The organism is Candidatus Roizmanbacteria bacterium (assembly GCA_016700135.1).
GTDB lineage: Bacteria > Patescibacteriota > Microgenomatia > UBA1406 > GWC2-37-13 > UBA1450.
This window is the reverse complement of the sequence record CP065004.1, coordinates 819,317-837,617: the sequence shown is the minus strand read 5'-3', so window position 1 is coordinate 837,617 and position 18,301 is coordinate 819,317. Positions and strand designations below refer to the sequence as shown.

Sequence of the window (18,301 nt, the reverse complement as noted above, 5' to 3'; positions counted from 1 at the left end):
ACATAAATAAGGCAGGTATAATGAACACTTATGGAAACGAAAAAAAATCTTCTTATCATCGGATCTGTCCTCGGTCTGTTCATCTTTCTTTTTGCGGCATACGCTATGACCAGCCAACCGAAAGAGACGTTTTTTGAAAGCCTTACAAAAGTGGCATCAACTGATCACGCCAAATGGTCTGCAGATAACAAAATCATCTTCACAGAATACAGTGATTTCCAGTGCCCGGCATGTGCTTCGTACTTTGATATGATTGAGAGTCTGGACGAAACATCGCCTGAAAACAAGGAGATTTTTGATAAAGTGACGTTTGTCTACCGTAATTTCCCTCTGGATCAAATACATCCGAATGCACGTGAAGCTGCCTGGGCGGCAGAAGCGGCTGCAAAACAGAATGCATTTTATCCATATCACGATATATTGTTCAGCAGACAAACCGAATGGGCCGAACTGGGTGACCCGTCAGAACTGTTCATCAAATATGCTGAAGAATTGAAACTGGATACGGAACAATTCAAAAAGGATTTTTCATCGGACGCTGTAAAGGAAAAAGTTCAGAACGATTATTTGTCAGGGATTGAAGTTGATGTCCAGGGGACACCGACATTCTACCTGAACGGTACTAAAATCCGCTCACCGCAATCGGTTGAAGAACTGAAGAATATACTTCTTGATGCTATTGAGAAATCTACAACATCATAAGGAGACTGCATGTATATACGCGTTCTGAACAGAAAAATACACTACAAGCGTATGGGGAAAGGATCTCCGGTGCTTTTCGTACACGGATGGGGAGAAAATATGTATCAGCTCCACGCTTTAGCGCTTCTGGCATCGAAAAAGTATTGTGCATATCTTATCGATTTACCCGGTTTCGGGAAAAGCGATAATCCCGCAGAGCACTGGGGGGTTGAAGGATATGCAGTTATGATGAAAGAGCTTATTGAAAAGTTGAAGATGACAAGAACGCAGTATATCGGGCATGCATTCGGGAGTGACATCGGACTCTATCTTTCCAGCCATTATTCTGATTGTATCGATCATCTGGTCGTTTGTGCCAGTTCATTCCGGCGACAGAACAGGATTTCCAAACCGGTACAGATGATGAAGCAGATCCCGCGGGAGCAGGCATTGATGAGACTGTTTTATAAACCTTTACGATCCCTCTATTACTCGCTGTTTCACAAAGACTCCGATCTTCTTAAGTACCCTCACCTTGAAAAAAATTTTCGGAAAATTATTGCGCAGGATCTCACGAGAGATATTCGTAATGTAAAAAATAAAACTCTAATGCGTCAGCAGAGTTCCCCGTCACGTGAGATTGCGATAGCTTTCGAAATCGGGACGGGGGTGAATGCCCGAGCCCGACGTGCGATACAATAGGATGTATGCAAATGAGACTAAGTGGTCACAGTGTCTATCGAACACAGTATCACATCGTGATCGTCACCAAGTATCGCAGGAGGGCTCTGAATCCTGTGAAGTTTCGACAAGTGGCGGATTATCACATCAGAGAGATTGCACAAGCGATTGAAGGTGTTGAGTTGCAAGAACTTAATATCCAACCGGAGCACGTACACATGATGATTATCATTCCGCCACGGTACTCCGTATCCAAAGTGGTAGAGATAATAAAAAGCTAAAGCACACGAAGAATCAGAAAGGAAGTACCGTGGCTGGACAAGATATACTACGCAACACCAGCACTCTGGACGGTTGGATATTTTGTTTCAACAGTAGGAATCGATGAAGAGATAATCCGCCGATACGTCAAGTATCAAACGGAACAGGATTCAGGTCAAGCGAAGCTTGAATTATGATAAGTACCACGGCACTAAGCGAAGCGTGGGCTGTGGGTATCTATTTTTATGGGGTGAAAACGATACCAGTACTCCGGCGATAATGGGATATGAACTTCAGAAGAAAATTCGCCGTTCGAAGCTGCATGTATTTCCTGATTCTGCCCATAATTTCCCGTCTGATAAAACCGCTCTCGTTTGGAAAGAAATAGAGCCCTTTTTGCTTACCTAATTTTCCTTAACCGCGAGTATAATAATTTTGAGAGTATTGTACTTGTATGATAAAGTTAGTTAATAATTAACAGACACGGGTTCTCATGTTCATCTTTATTCTTCTTTGTGTTTTTTGGGTCCTTTATAAGGGTATCCACTTCCTGCATGTATTTGAAGAAAAAGATTACAGACTGGACAGATTCCAGGCAGGCATTTCAGATAACGGATTTATTTCTCTCTTCTATACATATAAAATATCACTGCCATCCGTAACTCCGCGAAACTTTATGATTCTTTCTTTCCATTTTCTTGTTACAGGTGTGCTTTTTCTGTTTGCTTTTGAAGATGTCTATGTCTACAACCTTCTGAGTTACTTTTTCTGGCTTGCTCCTTTTATGGCGTTTATTATCGTTTTGACAGCCGTCGTGTTGACTCAGATTCCGGTGCAAATATACCGATGGGTTATCATTCAGACTGCAAGACTAAAAATGAAAAACTCAAAAACAGTGTTTATCGGGATTGCCGGAAGTTACGGAAAAACCGCAATCGCAAATTACCTCTACCGAATTTTTTCGAAACGATATGCAGTCGCGATGACTGATCCCCGCTACACAAATGATATAGGTATCGCACGCGCAATACTTCGAAATCTTTCTGACGATACGGAAATCTTCATAGTCGAAATCGGAACATACAAAAAAGGTGAAATAAAAAATGCTACTTATTATATTCCGTTTGACTATGTAATACTTACTGGAATCGGTAATCATCGTTTTGATCTTTTCGGCAGCAAAGAGAACATGTATGAGGAGTTTACGTCTCCGTTGTCAAAACTTTCAGACAATGCGACGGTCTATATGAATGCTGAAATCCCCAGTCCGAAAACCAATGCCCGAATTGTAACGTATGATTTTTCAGAACACGCTGATATTCATCCGTCACAATACACCTTCAGTCAGACATATACAAAAGCCCGAATACATTACAAAAAACACTCTTGGAATATTACAACGGCATTATTAGGGAAACACTCTCTTCAAAATATTCTCCCGGTTTTTGCCCTTTGTATCGATCTCGGCATAAAACCGGCCGATGTAATTCATGAGTTACAGGAGCTTAAGCATGATAAAGGGTCTTTTTCCGTACATCGCGGTTTACATAAATCGGTAATAATTGTAGACACTCAGGAATCGAATCTCAACGGGTTACTTCTCAAACTCGATTTTCTGAAACATTTTCCCCAAAAGCGTAAATGTATTGTGACTCCGGGTATCAGAGAGCTCGGAGGAGAGAAGAGGGGAGCATATGAATCACTTGTGGATAAAATCGCTAAATTCAATATGGAACTATATACAACGGATTTTTTTTAAATCACAGCAAGAAAGAAGAGAGAGTATTTACATTTAACGACGTCTCGCATCTTCAAAAACAGTTACTCTTAAAGGTAGACAAGAGCACCGTAATTCTTTTAGACGGTAAATTGCCGGGTACATTAATAGATTCACTTATTGTGCACAAATGATTTCTTCTGAATTTGCACCGAATGAGGGTAGGGGAGATGCAATTCTTGCATTTGGACTGTTTTTTCAACCTTGGAAGTGGAGGAGAGGTAAGGAAATGAATAATCTTAAACGACGTCTTAAAAGCAGATTCTTCACTTCTGACTGCCATATCAGCTTTTTCTTATCAGCACGCGGAGCATTGTATCAATATATAAAAACTCTTTCCTTCCCTGCTGAGACAGAAGTGTTAGTTTCGGGATTTACACCTGCTAACTGTCTGCTTCCTATTCTGGAACACAAACTCAAGCCGGTATATGTAGATATTCATGAAGATGATTTTAGTATGGATATTCAGGATCTTGAAAAAAAATATTCCCCGAAGGCGAAGTTTCTGATATTAAGGCATCCCTTCGGTATTGTACCCAAAGACCGCAAGAAGATATTAGCCTTTGCAAAAGAAAAAAAATTGAATGTCCTTGAAGATGTCACGCAGGGGTTTGATGCAGCCTTGTTTAAACAGAAGCGTTTTACAACAGCGGTAATTATGTCATTTTCCCGCTCTGCAGCAATCTCTTCAGTTTTCGGCGGCGCTATTATCACGAGGGGAAAAAAGAACGCCGAAATAATGCGGGATGTAGAAAAAAACATACCCAACGCTTCATTCTGGACGATTTTACAGATCATAACCTATAAAATCGCCTCTGTACTAATAAAAAAAACCTACGATATTTACATCGGCAAATTATTGCATTTTATGATGAAGCAGTTCAATCTGATCCCGCCTGCGATGACAAGAAAGGAAATGAAAGGTCAGTTTGACTCTTTATATCTAAAAACCTATCCCAATATTTGCGGAATATTTTTGATGAAGCAGCTCGATGGATTTAACGACGTCTTACTGAAGCGAAAAAGATCGGTTGCTGCATACAATAAAAAAATATCGAACTCTCCTATTCCGGACTCTGCTCTTACTTTGTTTCCGCTTATAACTTCCAATCCACTGCCTCTTATTAAAAAACTCAAACAATACAATATCTCACTCGGAACGGAACTATTCACTTTACAAAACGGACAGATTAATCATCACTTATTCGGATACAAACCGAACAAATGCCCGAAGTGTGAACAACAGATTCCAAAACTGGTAAAACTCCCGACTAACATTTCAAAAAATGACTCACAGAAACTTATAACAACCCTAAAGAAGGTACTTCATGAAAAAAAATAAAACAGTCAATGTGCGTATAGACTGTTATAACAGCCTATTCTATATCGCACCCATAAAAAACGCCCAAATAGGCCTCTCTGGGATTTGAGACGTATAAAGTATCATCTTTTTAAAGTCGATTTAAGTACAATCGGTATAAAACAACAAGTCTTCGATGCATTTCCTAAAAGCGCAGATAAATAATTCTCTCATCATCGTTCCAAAGAAAAACGTTCATTTATAAGTTGCCCATAACGCGGCACAAACATATAGTCGCCCTATCCGGGCCTGACTGTACCATAAAAAACAAACTCACAGCAATAAGGTTGATATAACAATCCTATCAGTAAGAGTTCTCCGAACAGATAAGCACGAAATAGAGGAGAATTGAGTCTATAAATGCCATTTAGACTGTCACAGTAATCTATAATAGGGTAGCGGCACATGCCACAAACCAGGACACAGCCCGGGAGAAGTAAATGAGGTCATTTCCAGAAAGATTAAAAATAAAAAACAAAAATAAACGAAAAAAAACACAAAATACAAATTTGCAAAAAATCGCTTCTCTCTCCTCTCATTTTGACTAAACGTCGTAAAAGATACAATTTACGACGTTTTATATATTCCGTTCTCCGGCTCGGTTTATGTCTAATTTTGCCGATATCCATAACTGCTTAAATCGAAGGAATAGAATTATTATTCCTCTTTTTTATCGGAATAAATTATTTTTTATTTTTTTATTTTTACTCAATATCGCACTTTTTACCTCTCTTTTCGGCAAATAACCTTGAGAGTCGGGCTTACTCCGCTCGAGAGAGGCACTGACCTTTTGTGATACACAAAGATATCACGTAGGGATTGTAGGAAGGCCCTTAAGAGAATAGTAGCAGTTCTGACGGCCTAAGTTATCCACATACTTCTGGCAGACAGCATCGAAGTGTATCAAAATGCATCAATTATGTACGTACGTGAATTTTATTAATTATCTTATAATAATTAAATATTATTATAGGATATAATCGAATATTTCACGAACGTTAATTTTATAAACATTCTTCCCCCTCTCCTCTCTTCTCTACTTCGGCGTGTCGATGTTTTTTTCTGAAATTATATTTTCAGTTATATCACCATTGGAGCGTCAGGACTGTAATAAAAAGCACAAAAACCATAACAAAGGCATATTCGCGAAGCGTGTTCTTGAAAAGTCTGTCAGCAAGGTAGTTGTATACAATGCCTGTTAGGCTGTAATAAAATGAGGTCAAAATGAGGGCAATTACATTGATTCTGATCGGCATAAATGAAACGAGAAGCGATACTTCAAGCAAAAGTAAAGCAAGAACTCCGCTAAAAATAAGAAGTTTTCTGTCAAAAGTTTTTTCCAGTTTTACTGTCCAAAAAAGTTGCAGTGATATAAAAAAAGAAAGAAGAGCAATGATAAATGCATTCAGTATAAAATTGAGACGGAAGGACAGGATAACCAATACAAATAAAAATATAATAAATGTCTGCGTAAGATAATTGATGGAAAAAGCGGCACGATACAGCTGTAAGCTTCTCTCTACTCCGACATTAAAAATATTCATTGTCAACAGCACCGCATAGTATCCTAGAGAGAAAAGAATCAAAAACGGTAAACGCGTAAGCCACCTCACAGGAAGGAGTGAATAAAATAGATACAATGCTATAGCGAGCATAATCGGAACAACAAACAACATATACCACTCTACCCTATCAATCCCTTCAAAGACCGCAAAATATGTCGTGATATACGATACCAGGAATATAATCGGAATAAAAATATACCATGAATCGGTGAATGTAAAAAATGAGCTTATGGTAAGAAGTACCATCATCAGTAACGTTGCAATTACAATCCTGATTCTTTTGGGAATAACATTTATGAAGCTGAATGCTTTTTGCTTTTGCTTGTTTGGCGTCAGCTTTTTAAACGATAAAAACGACAGATTAAATGAGAATTTAGACTTAGTCGCCATGGTACTAGTATAACACTCAAACCGAGCAGAAAATCTGATTATTGAGTACTGATATTCCGGTTTTTTGCACTTGACTTTCGACGTAATTTTCTTATACTCAACTAAATGGAAAATATTGACACCCTTGAACAAAAAGCAATCGACTATGCGGTAGAAGCAAACTGGGAAGGAGCAGCAGAACAAAATAAACTCATTATCGGACAGGACGAAAATAATATGAATGCATATCTCAGATTAGGATATGCCCAACTTCAATTGAATAACCTGACTGAAGCAAAAAAAGCGTTTAAAAAAGTGCTGGAACTTCAGCCGAAAAACAATATTGCCGAAGAACATCTGGAAAAGATTGCCATTCTTTCTAATAAAAAAAAGAAGCGGCACAGTTCCTCAACGAAATTTGATCCTGATCTTTTCATTGATATTCCGGGAAAAACCCGTACAGTACATCTTGTCAATCTCGGACAAAAAGAGGATTTGGCAGGAACCAGTATCGGCGAAGAGGTATTTCTAAAAGAAAAAAGGAGAAAATTAGAAGTGCGGACAGCAGCTGATGAATATCTCGGCTGCCTTCCTGATGATATTTCCAAGCGTCTCGCCTACTTTATCAATGAAGGGAGCGAATACAAAACATATATTAAAGAAATTGATCTTACGGCCGTCGTTGTATTTATCAGAGAACTTTCAAAAGGGAAAAAGGTACGACAGTATCCTTCATTCCCTTCCAACCCTCATGTGATGCTTTCAGATATCAATCAGATTGAACAGGATGAAGAAAAAGACGGTGAGAGTGATGATGAATCAGAAGAAGATGACGATGAAATTGTCGAGGGCGATTTGGAGCTTGATGACGAGGAATGGGAAGAATTTGAAGAAGAAAAGGACTTGAGCTCAATCGTTCAATTGGAAGACGAAGAGGAAGAAGAAGAGTAATGCTCAACTTTATTCTTAAAAAACACAATTGAACCTTTCATTTTTCTCATTGAAATCATTTTCCTGATTTCTTTCGGAATGTGGAAATCTTTCATTGAAATCCACGCCAGTATAAATGAAATCAGAAACAGTACTGCAAGAATAATTAAAATTGTCATAATGATAGTATACCTTATTCTATCTCCCAGTCCTTTTCCCGCATTCCAAGGACAAAAATAATATCATATACATCAGTTTTCCCGTTTACCAGCGGACAGGTAAAATAAGATGATATATCCCGTGCTGTTTGTGAAGGTACTTCTGTGGAAAAAATCACCTCACAGGTATCCGAACGATCAATATCCAGAGATACATCACTCACCCGTATGCCGTTCCCTTCAAGTAATGTGCTGATACGCATAGCCGTCTTATATTCATGAGGATACAGAATCTGGACGCTCGCCTGCTCTTCACGGTAGTTTGCCTGATACAACAGACCGATACTTTTCTTCATGAACGTATCGTTTCTGAAAACCGTATCACCGAGAACATTATCCGTTTCTTTCCGATAACTGATCAGATTAAACTGCGTATCTTTCTTTCCCAGTAGCATAAGCGATAAATACAATCTATCAAGGACTGACGCATTGCCTGACCAGAAAAGGACATGCAGTACTGATGGTTTTTTTGCAGATTCTTCAATATCGCTGCCGTAATATACCTCATCACTGTCCGGGAAGAAATAGTAGTGAATAAATGTCGTAGTAGTTGCAGCAAATGTTTTTTCCAAAAGATGTGCATTGCCGTCAAGTTCAGCCAGTTTACCCAGCGAACCGACCCGATACTGGCCGTACCCTCCCGGAACATCTACCTTCAGATCCGGAGGAAATGAAATTTCATAATGCCGATTCGTTTTTGTATCAAGGGAATAATACCTTGTCTGAGGTCCGTACATAACGAAGTTAATACGGTCCGGACTGGAAACAAAAAGAGAATGAGAAAAAACAGTTACCCCTTTGTACAACAGATAACCAAGAATAAATGAAGAAAGGATAACATAGAAAAAGAGATATTTCGGCTTTCTTTTAGTACCGATCGGAGTTTGCCTCATTCCTCTACTCTAGCATAAATACGCTCAATCCGAAAGGCGTATTTCAGTAAGAATTACTTTGTCAGCTCAGCTTCGCAATTCACGCAGTAAATGGACTCAGGAATTAACTGAAGCCGCTTGGGCGGGATATCTTTATTACATCGTTTACAAACTCCGTACATCCCGTTTTCATTTTGTTCCAAAGCGATTTTAATATTCTCGAGTCTCTTCTCCAGAGTTTCAAGCTCGGCTTCAATACGCTGATGACTTTCCTGTTCCCGGACATCGGTATCAACTGCAGCATTGTCGTCGACATGATCCGGATCACTAAAAGGATCTGCAGCTCTCAAGTCCTCCATTCTCTTGAGAATCGATTCCTTTTCGGCAAGTAATGTTTTTTTTATATCTTCTTTGCGTGACATAGCGGTTAAGAAATATGATAACGGTTATTTTTTCTTCTTTTTGGATGAAAAAATTCTTTTTACAGACATCCAAATCGATTGCCTAAAATAATAGATGAAGTATAGGCTAACTGTCAAGAGCAACAAACTGCCAACAACTAGATCAAAGCTCATATCCCGTACCGATACCCTGAATGCTTTCAGATTATCAAACACTACTGTAACAAGTGCCACATACCAAACAAAAAAGACGAAATTAAAGCCTTCATAGAGACTTCCGCGCCGTATTGACCGAACGATTTTATACGCAAAGAAACTGGCGGCAAAGTATGCAAGTGTCTCATACAACGCCGTCAAATGCCGGGCACCATCAAGATTCTGATATGAAAGCGCAAGAAAAAACTTAGTTTGCGTCCCGATTTCGGATCCGGAAAAAAATGCTCCGAGCTTTGCAATCGCCATCGCAAGGAAAAACGGTGCAATAAAATAGTCGATCGCACGCATAAAATTGATTTTTCTCCAGCTTGCAAAAATCAAAAAGAACAGGAAAAAGCCGGCAAGAAAACCTAAAAGACCGATTCCGGGATAGCCGTTTAACAATAAAAATTTCAGAATGTCGTACCCAAATTCAGAAAAATGCAATGCGACAAACTGGATCCTGCCGACAAAAATCCCGCCGAGAAGTGCAAAAAACACGCCGTCAAAAATTTCATCCTCTTTGTAGGAAGTAAGCGTAATATTTTTCCACAAAAAGAAAGTTCCCCAGAAAAATGCAAGTACAAGAAATATTCCGAATGTGTAGAGTTTGAAAAACCCGAGATCAAGTAAAACAGGCAGCATAAAATGAAAATTTTGATAATCAGCTAACGTTTACGATTACTGTATCTAGTATAATAAAATTTTGCTAACAATCAATTAACAATTACTTGTTCCCTATTATTCATGTCTTCCAAACTAAAAGTCGGATTTGATCTTGACGGCGTACTTCTTTACAACCCCGCCCGAATCTTCCGGCCTATCACGGTAGGTTTGAAGACGATCATAAAGCCAAAAGCTACAAAGAAGACTCATTTTTATTATCCGCGGACATTTTTGGAAAAATGGATGTGGATTGCGGTTCACTGGTCGAGCCTTTTTATATCTCCGGGCTTCGATAAAGTCAAAACTTTGGCCAATAACGGAGATATTGAGGCGTATATCATTACCAGCCGTTATGATTGCCTCAAAAAAGACTTCCAGCGCTGGCTCAAGAAAATGGATTCAAAAAAACATTTTCATGCAACATTTCACAATAAAGACAACCTGCAGCCTCACGTTTTCAAAGAAAAGATGATTAAAGAACTGGGCTTGGAATATTTTATCGAAGACAACTGGGATATCGTCCAGCACATCAATAAGAATACAAATGCTAAAGCTCTGTGGATTTCAAATGCATTTGATAAACATATCGATTATGAACTTAAATTCCTGTCGCTGAAGGATGCCATGGATTACATTGAAACGAAATTGCGAAAATAATGTCTGTATCCTCAATAACAAAGCACAAACTGCTCTTGGTAATTTTACTTCTTGCCGTATTTTTGCGGATATACGGATTGAACTGGGATTCAGGCTACCATTTCCATCCTGATGAACGGATGCTCATCATGGTAACGGAACGCATCACATTTTTCTCACAGTTGAATCCTGACTTCTTCAACTACGGCAGCCTCCCTGTTTATATACTTGCCGCAGTAGCACAATTGAGTCAGTCATTTACACAAATGCCGATTGACACTTATGACGGATTGCTACCTGTCGGAAGACTGCTTTCTACAATCAATGACCTCATTGTTGTCGTTCTGATTTATAGCATTGCTTATAATCTTTTTAAAAATCGCGCTGTCGCCGCTTGGGGATCTTTTTTCTATGCGGTTGCCTTTTTCCCGATACAAAACAGCCACTTTTTTATCGTTGATACATTTCTCAATCTTTTTATAACCCTTCTTCTCTTTCTTCTGCTGCAGTATCAACAGCATCCTTCTTTCAGGAAAGCCGTAATAATCGGTATCGTTTATGCAGCAGCACTTACGACAAAAGTCACTCCCGTCATTTTTGCACCGGTTCTTCTCTTTGTTTTGTTCTTTCCGAAAACAGTACATGAAAATATTTTCGACAGAATTCGGTTTTTATTTCAAAAAGACCGTTTTAAGTCCCTGAACTCAATAATTTTGAAAAATCGAAGTACTGCCGTATTGGCATTTACCCTTACTACGCTTCTGTTCTCGTTTCTTTTTATGCCTTACGGATACATTGAATGGCAGCGATTCCTAAAGGATGTATTGCTGCAGGTCAGGATGAATTCGGATCCGTATGTCTTCCCGTACACTCTGCAATATATAGGTACTCTCCCCTATCTGTACTACCTGGAAAATATCTTTTTGTGGGGGTTGGGGCCGGTGATTTCCGTATTCAGTCTGATCGGAATTGGAGTATGGTTTGCACAAACAATACATTCGTCATCTCACATAAAAAAAATCTCCGTTGCTTTGACGAAAATACTCCATTCACCGTTTACCGTTATTTTCCTCTTTTACCTACTCTATTTTGTCATTATCGGAAAATCAGCTGTCAAATTTATGAGATATATGCTCGTGATGTATCCGTTTTTTGCCGTTATGGCAGGATACGGAGCTTCGGTCGTTATGGATCTCTATAAGCCGCACGGCGGATTTTTCTCCCGCAGCATGCTCATTCCCAGACTGGCAGTCGGCGTCAGTATTATCTGTTTTTCACTTCTTTGGACGCTTCCGTTTTTGAGCATTTATTCGACAAAAAGCACGCGTATCACCGCTACCGAGTGGATAAATAATGCCGTTCCTGCAGGATCAATAATAGCTGTCGAACACTGGGATGACCGTGTTCCGATATATGATCACGGCAAATATCAGTATGAGGAACTTACGCTTTATGATATACCTGACAATGAGTTCAAATGGAATATTCTGAATGAGAAACTGGAACGAAGTGATTATATTGTCATTGCTTCAAACAGACTGTATATCCCCCTTCAGCGGCTGCAGGAGTGCGATGAACACGGGAGATGCTACCCTATGACCGGAGAGTATTACCGCCGCCTGTTTGCGAACGAACGCGGATTTGTAAAAGTAGCTGAGTTTACCTCATATCCCAGATTGACTATCGGAAATTGGCAACTCAAAATCATTGACGATCATGCTGATGAGTCTTTTACCGTATATGATCATCCGAAAATAATGGTGTTTAAAAAAATATGAGTAAACTTACAATTAAAGATATCCTTACTGCATTCATTTTAATGATTGTGGCCGCAATCCCGCGTGTCATTTTGGTCGATAAGATCCCACTGGGTATTCACGGTGATGAGGCCTGGACGGCGCTTGATGCACTCAAAATAATCAACGAAGGCCCGATTCCGGCTTACTCCCTCAGCGCTTTGGGACAACCCTCCGGACCGGCTTATCTGACGGCACTCTTTTTCCGCTTATTCGGAACAAGCGTCACAACCCTTCGTCTTTCAATGGCCTTTTTCGGTATTATTACCGTTCCTCTTTTTTATTTTTTCATAAAAAAACTGTACGGATCGACAGTATCGGTTATCATGACGATCCTCTTTTCAAATTCACTTATCCATCTGCATTATTCCCGTATCGGCTTTATGCTGATCAGTGCGCCGCTTTTCGTCATCGGTACACTTTATTTTTTTTCGACATTTTTATTGGATAAAAAATATCGATCGCTCATGTTGAGTGCGGTTTTTTGCGGTTTGGGAATGTACTCATACAACAGCTATATTCTCTTTCCTCCGTTGCTGTTTCTTGCCTTCCTGTATCTGTGGATTATCAGGCGCATAACCTGGAGACATGTCACTGTTTTTATGCTGACATTTTTCGTTTCCGCATCGCTGCTTCTCGTGCAGCTTGCCACGGACCCGAAAGAATATTTTTCACATCACAAAACGATATCAGTATTGAATCAAGCCGAGTTTAAAAACGGTGATACCGGAGAAAAACTGCAGTTTATGTATGAAAACGGACTCAAAAAGACAAAGGCTTTTTTGATAGGTCACCTGAATGACGGAGCAGACGGTTACGGCGATTATCAAAGCGCAGACTATATCATTCTGGTATTTGCTGTCGGAGGAATTGTCTCCGCTATTTTAAAGCGGAATAAATTCATGTTGTGGCTTCTTATCGGGCTGTTGGTACAGATGATCCCCCTCTTTTCGACTGTTGACGGATACTATCGACGCGTACTGATCGCATACATTTTCCTGTACATCTTTGCTGCATATGCACTTTATATGCTCATTTCACTGTCACATGGAGGGAAAAGAATGGTCCTGTTAACGGTTGTATCACTTCTGGGAGTCGCACAAATAATACTCAATCTGTGGCAGTATTTTACCCTGTTTCCCCGTTCTTCAATTGCGCAGTTTGTATTTGCCCCGGGAGTATATGCCGGACTGCAGCAAATTCCCCAGAATGCAGATATTCTCTTGTATTCCGAACGTTTCGGCTGTGATTATGAGACATTTCGCTTTTTATTAAACGGAAGAAAATGTATCCGTTATTCGGAAAACATGCTTACGGAAGACGAAACAAAGGATTTGGTAAAACTATACGTGGACAGTCATATCCCCAAAGGACTTGAAGAACCATATGCAGCACCGGTATATGACCGGGACAACAGGATTATCGCCGTCATCGTACGTTAAAGAAACCGTTTGAAGAGACTCAGAATTCCCTGTTTCCATGGGACCCGATGAGAAACTCCGCTTTGCCCTTCAAAATCCGACAGATGAGCCAAATACCAACGGTAATTTTTGATAAGTGCTTCTTTATTGGAAAAACGTGGCCGGTATTTCAGCTGCTTCTCCGCTTTCTCAATCGATACGAACGAATCTTTGGAAGCGGTCTCATATACCCAGGCATACAGAGGTGAGATTTTTAAGGCTTCAAGAATTCTCAGTACTCCGATCACAAGTGCTGCCGGTGTACCGATCACCTTTTTACCGAAGCCTGCTTCATCAAGAACAGCCTGATAGTCTTCCCCCATCGTTGTAAACTCTTTAGCTCCGATGTTGAATACATCGTTTACGGCTTTTTTATCCAAGGTCATACAGGCAAAAATCGCATCGCATAGATCTTCGACATCCAAAAGCTGATAGCGGTTTCTGCCGTTCCCGATCATCGGAAAACCGTGCCCGTCCTTCGCCCAGTCGTACAAAAGTGCAAATACCCCCAGACGTTCCGGACCCACAAAAGATTTCGGACGGATAATCGAGACAATAAGCCCTTTTTCCCTTGCCTCTTCACACATTTTTTCAGCCTTGATTTTCGCCTTACCGTAGGGCCCGACACCGATGAGCTGGTCATGCTCGTACAAAGGATGATGATCCGGTACCCCGTAAACCGCTGTGGATGAGATGTGGATAAATCGCTCAGCCTTGTGGATAATCGCACCGTCAATAACGTTCTTTGTCCCGTCAATATCGGTAGAATAGATGTCTTCTTCCGAATAAAGCGGTAACGCCGCTGCACAGTGGATAACTATGTCGGATCCCTTCATCGATTTATGAAGTTTTTCCCTGTCACGGATGTCTCCGACAACTGCGGTGATCTTTTTTTTGCAGTCATTATAATCAAACGGAACAATATCGTATGAAATAATCTTGTAGCCTTTCTTAAGAAGATACCGAATAAGATTTATCCCTAAGAATCCTGACCCTCCTGTAATGAAGACTGTTTTCATGGGTATTATTATGCCCAATACTGACGGTAAATACAAGCTATCAAAAGAGTGAGGAGGATGCATGGGATTTACTACATCTTCCTCAACGCGACTACACGAAAACTGCAAGGAGCTTACCGACTAAGGTCATCAGCCCTCCCGCAATCAGAGCACTCAAAGCGAATGCTCCGAACAGTCGGAAGCACGATCGAGCTGATACGCCTTCCCGTTCGAAGTACTCTTCGATCATTCGCTCAAATGCATAACTGTTGAATATTGCGCCCATTCTTCGTTCCCTTCGGCTTATTTCCCCCCTGATCCGGATCGGGAGGATACGGTGCTTCCGGGTCGAGCCATGAATGAATCATCTTCTGTTCCTTTCACGAACATAGTGTTGGTTGACAATCCGATATCCCATGCATCCTCAAAGTACGGCTTTTGTGGAGCTGACAGAAAAGCTTGGATCCTGTCTGCTCCTCTCGAGCCAAAAAAAACCTTCCCGAAGGAAGGCTCATTAAAGCGGGTGTTTGTTTTACCCACTACAATCAGTCCTCCTTCTTTCGAAGTACCACTTTCGCCAATATATGTAAACTGTTTTGATATTCATATATTTATTAATAGCTGAATTAGGCAACGTTTGAAAATTTTCCTCTTTGAACCTCTTTTGATCCACGCGTCACGGTTGCAACGCCGACACCGAGCTTTTGGGCAATCTCATGCTGCGGGACTCCCCTTTTGAGCATTTTTACAATCTGTATGCGTTTGGGAAGCTCCTCTATCTCCTTCGGAGTCAAAAGACCCAAAAGAAATTCTCTCATTTCCTTTTCGGTTTTGATCGATAACAGAATAGAAATTAATTCATTCATTAATACTAGTATACTAGTAAGATAGTATTTGTCAATAGCAATATTTCTGATGGCATTTGGGCAGAATCACTTCTCCTGTCTCACGAGACCCTTCAGCTCACGGAGCATGCCGGGCAGATCTTTCCCCTCGCGCTCATACACAATCATTTTCCCTTTATCTGGAATCAGATGAATTGCAACCCTGAACAGCACTCCTTCTTTTGCTTCTTCGGCAATAACTTCGGCACTTCTGATATTGTCATCCTTCTGAATGTGTTCAAAGACGTAGTCAACGAGTTCCGTTACAACGGAGATGTGTGCATCATTGAAGTTCTTAGATGTCAGCTGGACGGGCTTTTTCTCCGTATCACTCTGCAGTAATTCCAATATATTTCTTGTTGTCACAATACCTACAGGATGATCAGCCTTATCTGTCACAACGACACTTCCCCGCTCCTGTTGAAGCATCATATCTATGGCGTGTGATACATTTTTATCTTCCTGAAGTGTCAGAACTGTCCTGATTGCGTAGTTTTTAATTTTGAGTTTCTGAAACGGCTCCTGTTCATCACTCCCGCGGCCGCCCTTTTTCCGTTTTCCCGGTGCAATCAGATACGGAATTAATTCATAATAACTCAGTAAACCAGTAACTTTGTTTTGTTTATTCACAACAACTAATTTTGAGATCTTTTCTTCTTTATAAATCACCAAAGCCTTCGAAACTGATTCATTCTCATCGATAGTTACCAAAGGGCGATTCTTTGCAGCTAGTACCTGACCGAGTGTCATGTGGTCAACACTGTTACGCATAAGCCCGAGCAGCCGGCGCGCAGATGTGATTCCTACAAACTCATTTTTATCATTAAATACCGGAAGGTAATGTACCTTCGACTGGGTCATCATACTCGCAATTCTCCCCAGTGTATCGTTTTCGTTAATTTTCGGCGGATGGAACAGACAGTTTTCTACTTTTGTTTCACCGTCGTATGCGGATGACTGTATCAGGGCATGATACGGATTGATTACCCCGAGAAAATTATCCTTTTCATCCATTACAAACGCGGCATCATGGGAACTGGAAAGTTGTCCTAATGCTTGCGACAATGTATCTTCAGGAGATACACGGATGATATCATTCTTCTTCAGCAGTTCTTTTACATTTTTCATAGATGAAATAAATAATTGGTAATGCTCAAAAGAGTGTGGCGCTGCTAAATTCCCACTTGCGGATATGAAGAGCCGGCGCCAGTCCTATCAGCTCTCCCTCAAAACTGGCAAGCTGTGTCAGTTTGTTCTCAATCGCAACCACATTATGCAATGCATCGGGAATACTTTGATTGAATCTCAGGTTCTTGACGGGTTTGACGATGTTGCCGTCTTCAATGAGGAATGTCCCGTCACGCGTCATACCCGTGATATTAAGCACTTTCGGATTCAGTACCCTCACATACCACAGTCTCGTCACCAGAAGTCCTCTCTTGACGTTTTTGATCATGTCATCACGTGTTTTATCTCCGGGGGCGATATACAGATGAAGCGGGATTGGTCCCAAGGTGTTCGGGGCCGGTAAGGCATGTCCTGTATTTTCTGTCTTGTATTTATGGGCATAATATGAATCATATGCAATATTCCTCAAAACTCCGTTTTCCACAAACATAATCTTCTTTTTCGGATACCCTTCAAAGTCAAACGGCATCGGAAACACAAGCTCATGAAACGGATCATCAATCAGAGTAATATTCTCCCCGAATACTTTTTGCCCCATTTTTTCCGAAAGGTAGCTTGATTTTTCATGATAAATCCTCGCATTGGGGCCGTACCACTGGAAAAAAGCCATCATTTCAGAAACTGCCTGCGGCTCCAAAATAACCTCATATTCACCGGGTTCTATATCCTCCGGGTCAGAGCTTTGCAGTGTTTTACTGACAGCAGTCTTTGCAACTCTTTGAGCATCCACGTCCGCTGCATTACGAGCTACATCAGCGGCAAATCCGCTCGATGACTTCCCCATCACAATGGTTGAGAGATTGCAGGAAGAGCCTGCATGATACGCAAAGATCCCGAGGGAATTTGCTACGGCGAGCTCTGAAACATCATTAGCATACGCGCCTGACGCAGTCAGATGCTCACTTAAGGCTTCTCTGATCACGGTATGAGCACCTTCTGCAAGTTCTCCTTCCGTTGCAAAAAAAATATCATTTTCAACATCAGATATGTCTTCGGGCTTAGGCAGAGAGACAAAATCCGGGTCAGGTTCCTGCAGTTTTGCAAGTTCTGTAGCTTTCTCTACGGCTTCTTTTAGAGATCTTTTATCAAATGAATTCGTAGACGCAACTCCGATTTTTTTATCAATAATGACTCTGACTGAAATACCGAGGTCTTTCCAGGCCATGTTCTGATGGATCTCATTGTTTGCAAACCGTGTCAATGAGTTTCCGCTCACCGAAAGAATCACCTCCGTCTGATCGGCTTTAGAAAGCTTCAGTACCGTTTCCGCAATTTGTTTTAGTTTTTCTTTACCGAACATATATTTTTTGTTGCGAAATAATTTAATTTTCGAGTTAGTTTCGTTTTCTCGCCAGCTAACGTA

20 protein-coding genes are annotated in these 18,301 nt (G+C 40.6%); 10 read left to right on the top strand and 10 right to left on the bottom strand.

Going from position 1 to position 18,301, the window contains the following annotated elements:
• Window positions 1-30 precede the first annotated feature (30 nt).
• The 6 genes from IPM65_04400 to IPM65_04375 all read left to right on the top strand — a co-directional run bounded on the left by IPM65_04400 (window position 31) and on the right by IPM65_04375 (window position 4,742).
• Entirely contained in the window at window positions 31-702 is a 672-nt protein-coding gene (locus tag IPM65_04400) for a DsbA family protein (GenBank protein QQS43372.1), read from the top strand.
• A 9-nt stretch (window positions 703-711) separates the two neighbouring features.
• Window positions 712-1,383 carry an alpha/beta hydrolase gene (locus tag IPM65_04395; GenBank protein QQS43371.1) on the top strand — a complete coding sequence of 224 codons (672 nt, stop codon included), beginning with the start codon at window positions 712-714 and terminating at the stop codon, window positions 1,381-1,383.
• 5 nt (window positions 1,384-1,388) lie between these two features.
• Complete coding sequence (tnpA, locus tag IPM65_04390) at window positions 1,389-1,643, top strand: IS200/IS605 family transposase (protein QQS43370.1); 255 nt, start codon at window positions 1,389-1,391, stop codon at window positions 1,641-1,643.
• A gap of 12 nt (window positions 1,644-1,655) precedes the next feature.
• Window positions 1,656-1,820, top strand: coding sequence for a transposase (locus tag IPM65_04385; GenBank protein ID QQS44719.1), 165 nt, complete (start codon window positions 1,656-1,658; stop codon window positions 1,818-1,820).
• Between the two features lie 296 nt (window positions 1,821-2,116).
• Window positions 2,117-3,382 (top strand): hypothetical protein, encoded by a 1,266-nt coding sequence (locus IPM65_04380; protein QQS43369.1) that lies wholly within the window; start codon window positions 2,117-2,119, stop codon window positions 3,380-3,382.
• A gap of 247 nt (window positions 3,383-3,629) precedes the next feature.
• A complete protein-coding gene (locus IPM65_04375; protein QQS43368.1) occupies window positions 3,630-4,742 on the top strand; it encodes a DegT/DnrJ/EryC1/StrS family aminotransferase in 1,113 nt (370 codons plus the stop codon).
• 1,103 nt (window positions 4,743-5,845) lie between these two features.
• Here the strand turns inward: IPM65_04375 and IPM65_04370 are convergent.
• Entirely contained in the window at window positions 5,846-6,715 is an 870-nt protein-coding gene (locus tag IPM65_04370; protein ID QQS43367.1) for a hypothetical protein, read from the bottom strand.
• A gap of 105 nt (window positions 6,716-6,820) precedes the next feature.
• Between IPM65_04370 and IPM65_04365 the strand changes: the two genes are divergently transcribed.
• Window positions 6,821-7,645, top strand: coding sequence for a tetratricopeptide repeat protein (locus tag IPM65_04365; protein QQS43366.1), 825 nt, complete (start codon window positions 6,821-6,823; stop codon window positions 7,643-7,645).
• On the opposite strand, the gene IPM65_04360 is transcribed toward IPM65_04365, so the two are convergent.
• From IPM65_04360 to IPM65_04345, 4 genes are read right to left on the bottom strand one after another with little or no spacing between them, the layout of a single operon-like run.
• Entirely contained in the window at window positions 7,612-7,803 is a 192-nt protein-coding gene (locus IPM65_04360; protein QQS43365.1) for a hypothetical protein, read from the bottom strand. The two genes, IPM65_04365 and IPM65_04360, sit on opposite strands and share 34 nt — an antisense overlap.
• Before the next feature lie 14 nt (window positions 7,804-7,817).
• The gene (locus IPM65_04355) at window positions 7,818-8,735 is read right to left on the bottom strand and encodes a hypothetical protein (GenBank protein QQS43364.1); all 918 of its coding nucleotides are present in this window, start codon (window positions 8,733-8,735) and stop codon (window positions 7,818-7,820) included.
• A 53-nt stretch (window positions 8,736-8,788) separates the two neighbouring features.
• Window positions 8,789-9,136 carry a TraR/DksA C4-type zinc finger protein gene (locus IPM65_04350; protein ID QQS43363.1) on the bottom strand — a complete coding sequence of 116 codons (348 nt, stop codon included), beginning with the start codon at window positions 9,134-9,136 and terminating at the stop codon, window positions 8,789-8,791.
• Window positions 9,137-9,160: 24 nt separating this feature from the next.
• Entirely contained in the window at window positions 9,161-9,955 is a 795-nt protein-coding gene (locus IPM65_04345; protein QQS43362.1) for a prolipoprotein diacylglyceryl transferase, read from the bottom strand.
• Window positions 9,956-10,057: 102 nt separating this feature from the next.
• On the opposite strand from IPM65_04345, the gene IPM65_04340 reads away from it, so the two are divergent.
• Genes IPM65_04340 through IPM65_04330 form a run of 3 tightly spaced genes read left to right on the top strand, consistent with a single transcriptional unit; the run spans window position 10,058 to window position 13,850 of the window.
• Window positions 10,058-10,633 (top strand): hypothetical protein, encoded by a 576-nt coding sequence (locus IPM65_04340; protein QQS43361.1) that lies wholly within the window; start codon window positions 10,058-10,060, stop codon window positions 10,631-10,633.
• Window positions 10,633-12,390 (top strand): glycosyltransferase family 39 protein, encoded by a 1,758-nt coding sequence (locus IPM65_04335; protein ID QQS43360.1) that lies wholly within the window; start codon window positions 10,633-10,635, stop codon window positions 12,388-12,390. The genes IPM65_04340 and IPM65_04335 overlap by 1 nt, the downstream gene beginning before the upstream one ends.
• A complete protein-coding gene (locus IPM65_04330) occupies window positions 12,387-13,850 on the top strand; it encodes a glycosyltransferase family 39 protein (protein ID QQS43359.1) in 1,464 nt (487 codons plus the stop codon). The genes IPM65_04335 and IPM65_04330 overlap by 4 nt, the downstream gene beginning before the upstream one ends.
• On the opposite strand, the gene IPM65_04325 is transcribed toward IPM65_04330, so the two are convergent.
• The 5 genes from IPM65_04325 to IPM65_04305 form a co-directional block, all read right to left on the bottom strand.
• A complete protein-coding gene (locus IPM65_04325; protein QQS43358.1) occupies window positions 13,847-14,887 on the bottom strand; it encodes an NAD-dependent epimerase/dehydratase family protein in 1,041 nt (346 codons plus the stop codon). The genes IPM65_04330 and IPM65_04325 overlap by 4 nt on opposite strands.
• Before the next feature lie 282 nt (window positions 14,888-15,169).
• Window positions 15,170-15,406, bottom strand: a complete 237-nt coding sequence (locus IPM65_04320; protein ID QQS43357.1) for a hypothetical protein — start codon at window positions 15,404-15,406, stop codon at window positions 15,170-15,172.
• An 86-nt stretch (window positions 15,407-15,492) separates the two neighbouring features.
• Window positions 15,493-15,732 carry a helix-turn-helix domain-containing protein gene (locus tag IPM65_04315; protein ID QQS43356.1) on the bottom strand — a complete coding sequence of 80 codons (240 nt, stop codon included), beginning with the start codon at window positions 15,730-15,732 and terminating at the stop codon, window positions 15,493-15,495.
• Between the two features lie 66 nt (window positions 15,733-15,798).
• The gene (locus IPM65_04310) at window positions 15,799-16,878 is read right to left on the bottom strand and encodes a CBS domain-containing protein (protein QQS43355.1); all 1,080 of its coding nucleotides are present in this window, start codon (window positions 16,876-16,878) and stop codon (window positions 15,799-15,801) included.
• Window positions 16,879-16,903: 25 nt separating this feature from the next.
• Window positions 16,904-18,238 carry a TldD/PmbA family protein gene (locus IPM65_04305; protein ID QQS43354.1) on the bottom strand — a complete coding sequence of 445 codons (1,335 nt, stop codon included), beginning with the start codon at window positions 18,236-18,238 and terminating at the stop codon, window positions 16,904-16,906.
• Window positions 18,239-18,301 lie beyond the last annotated feature (63 nt).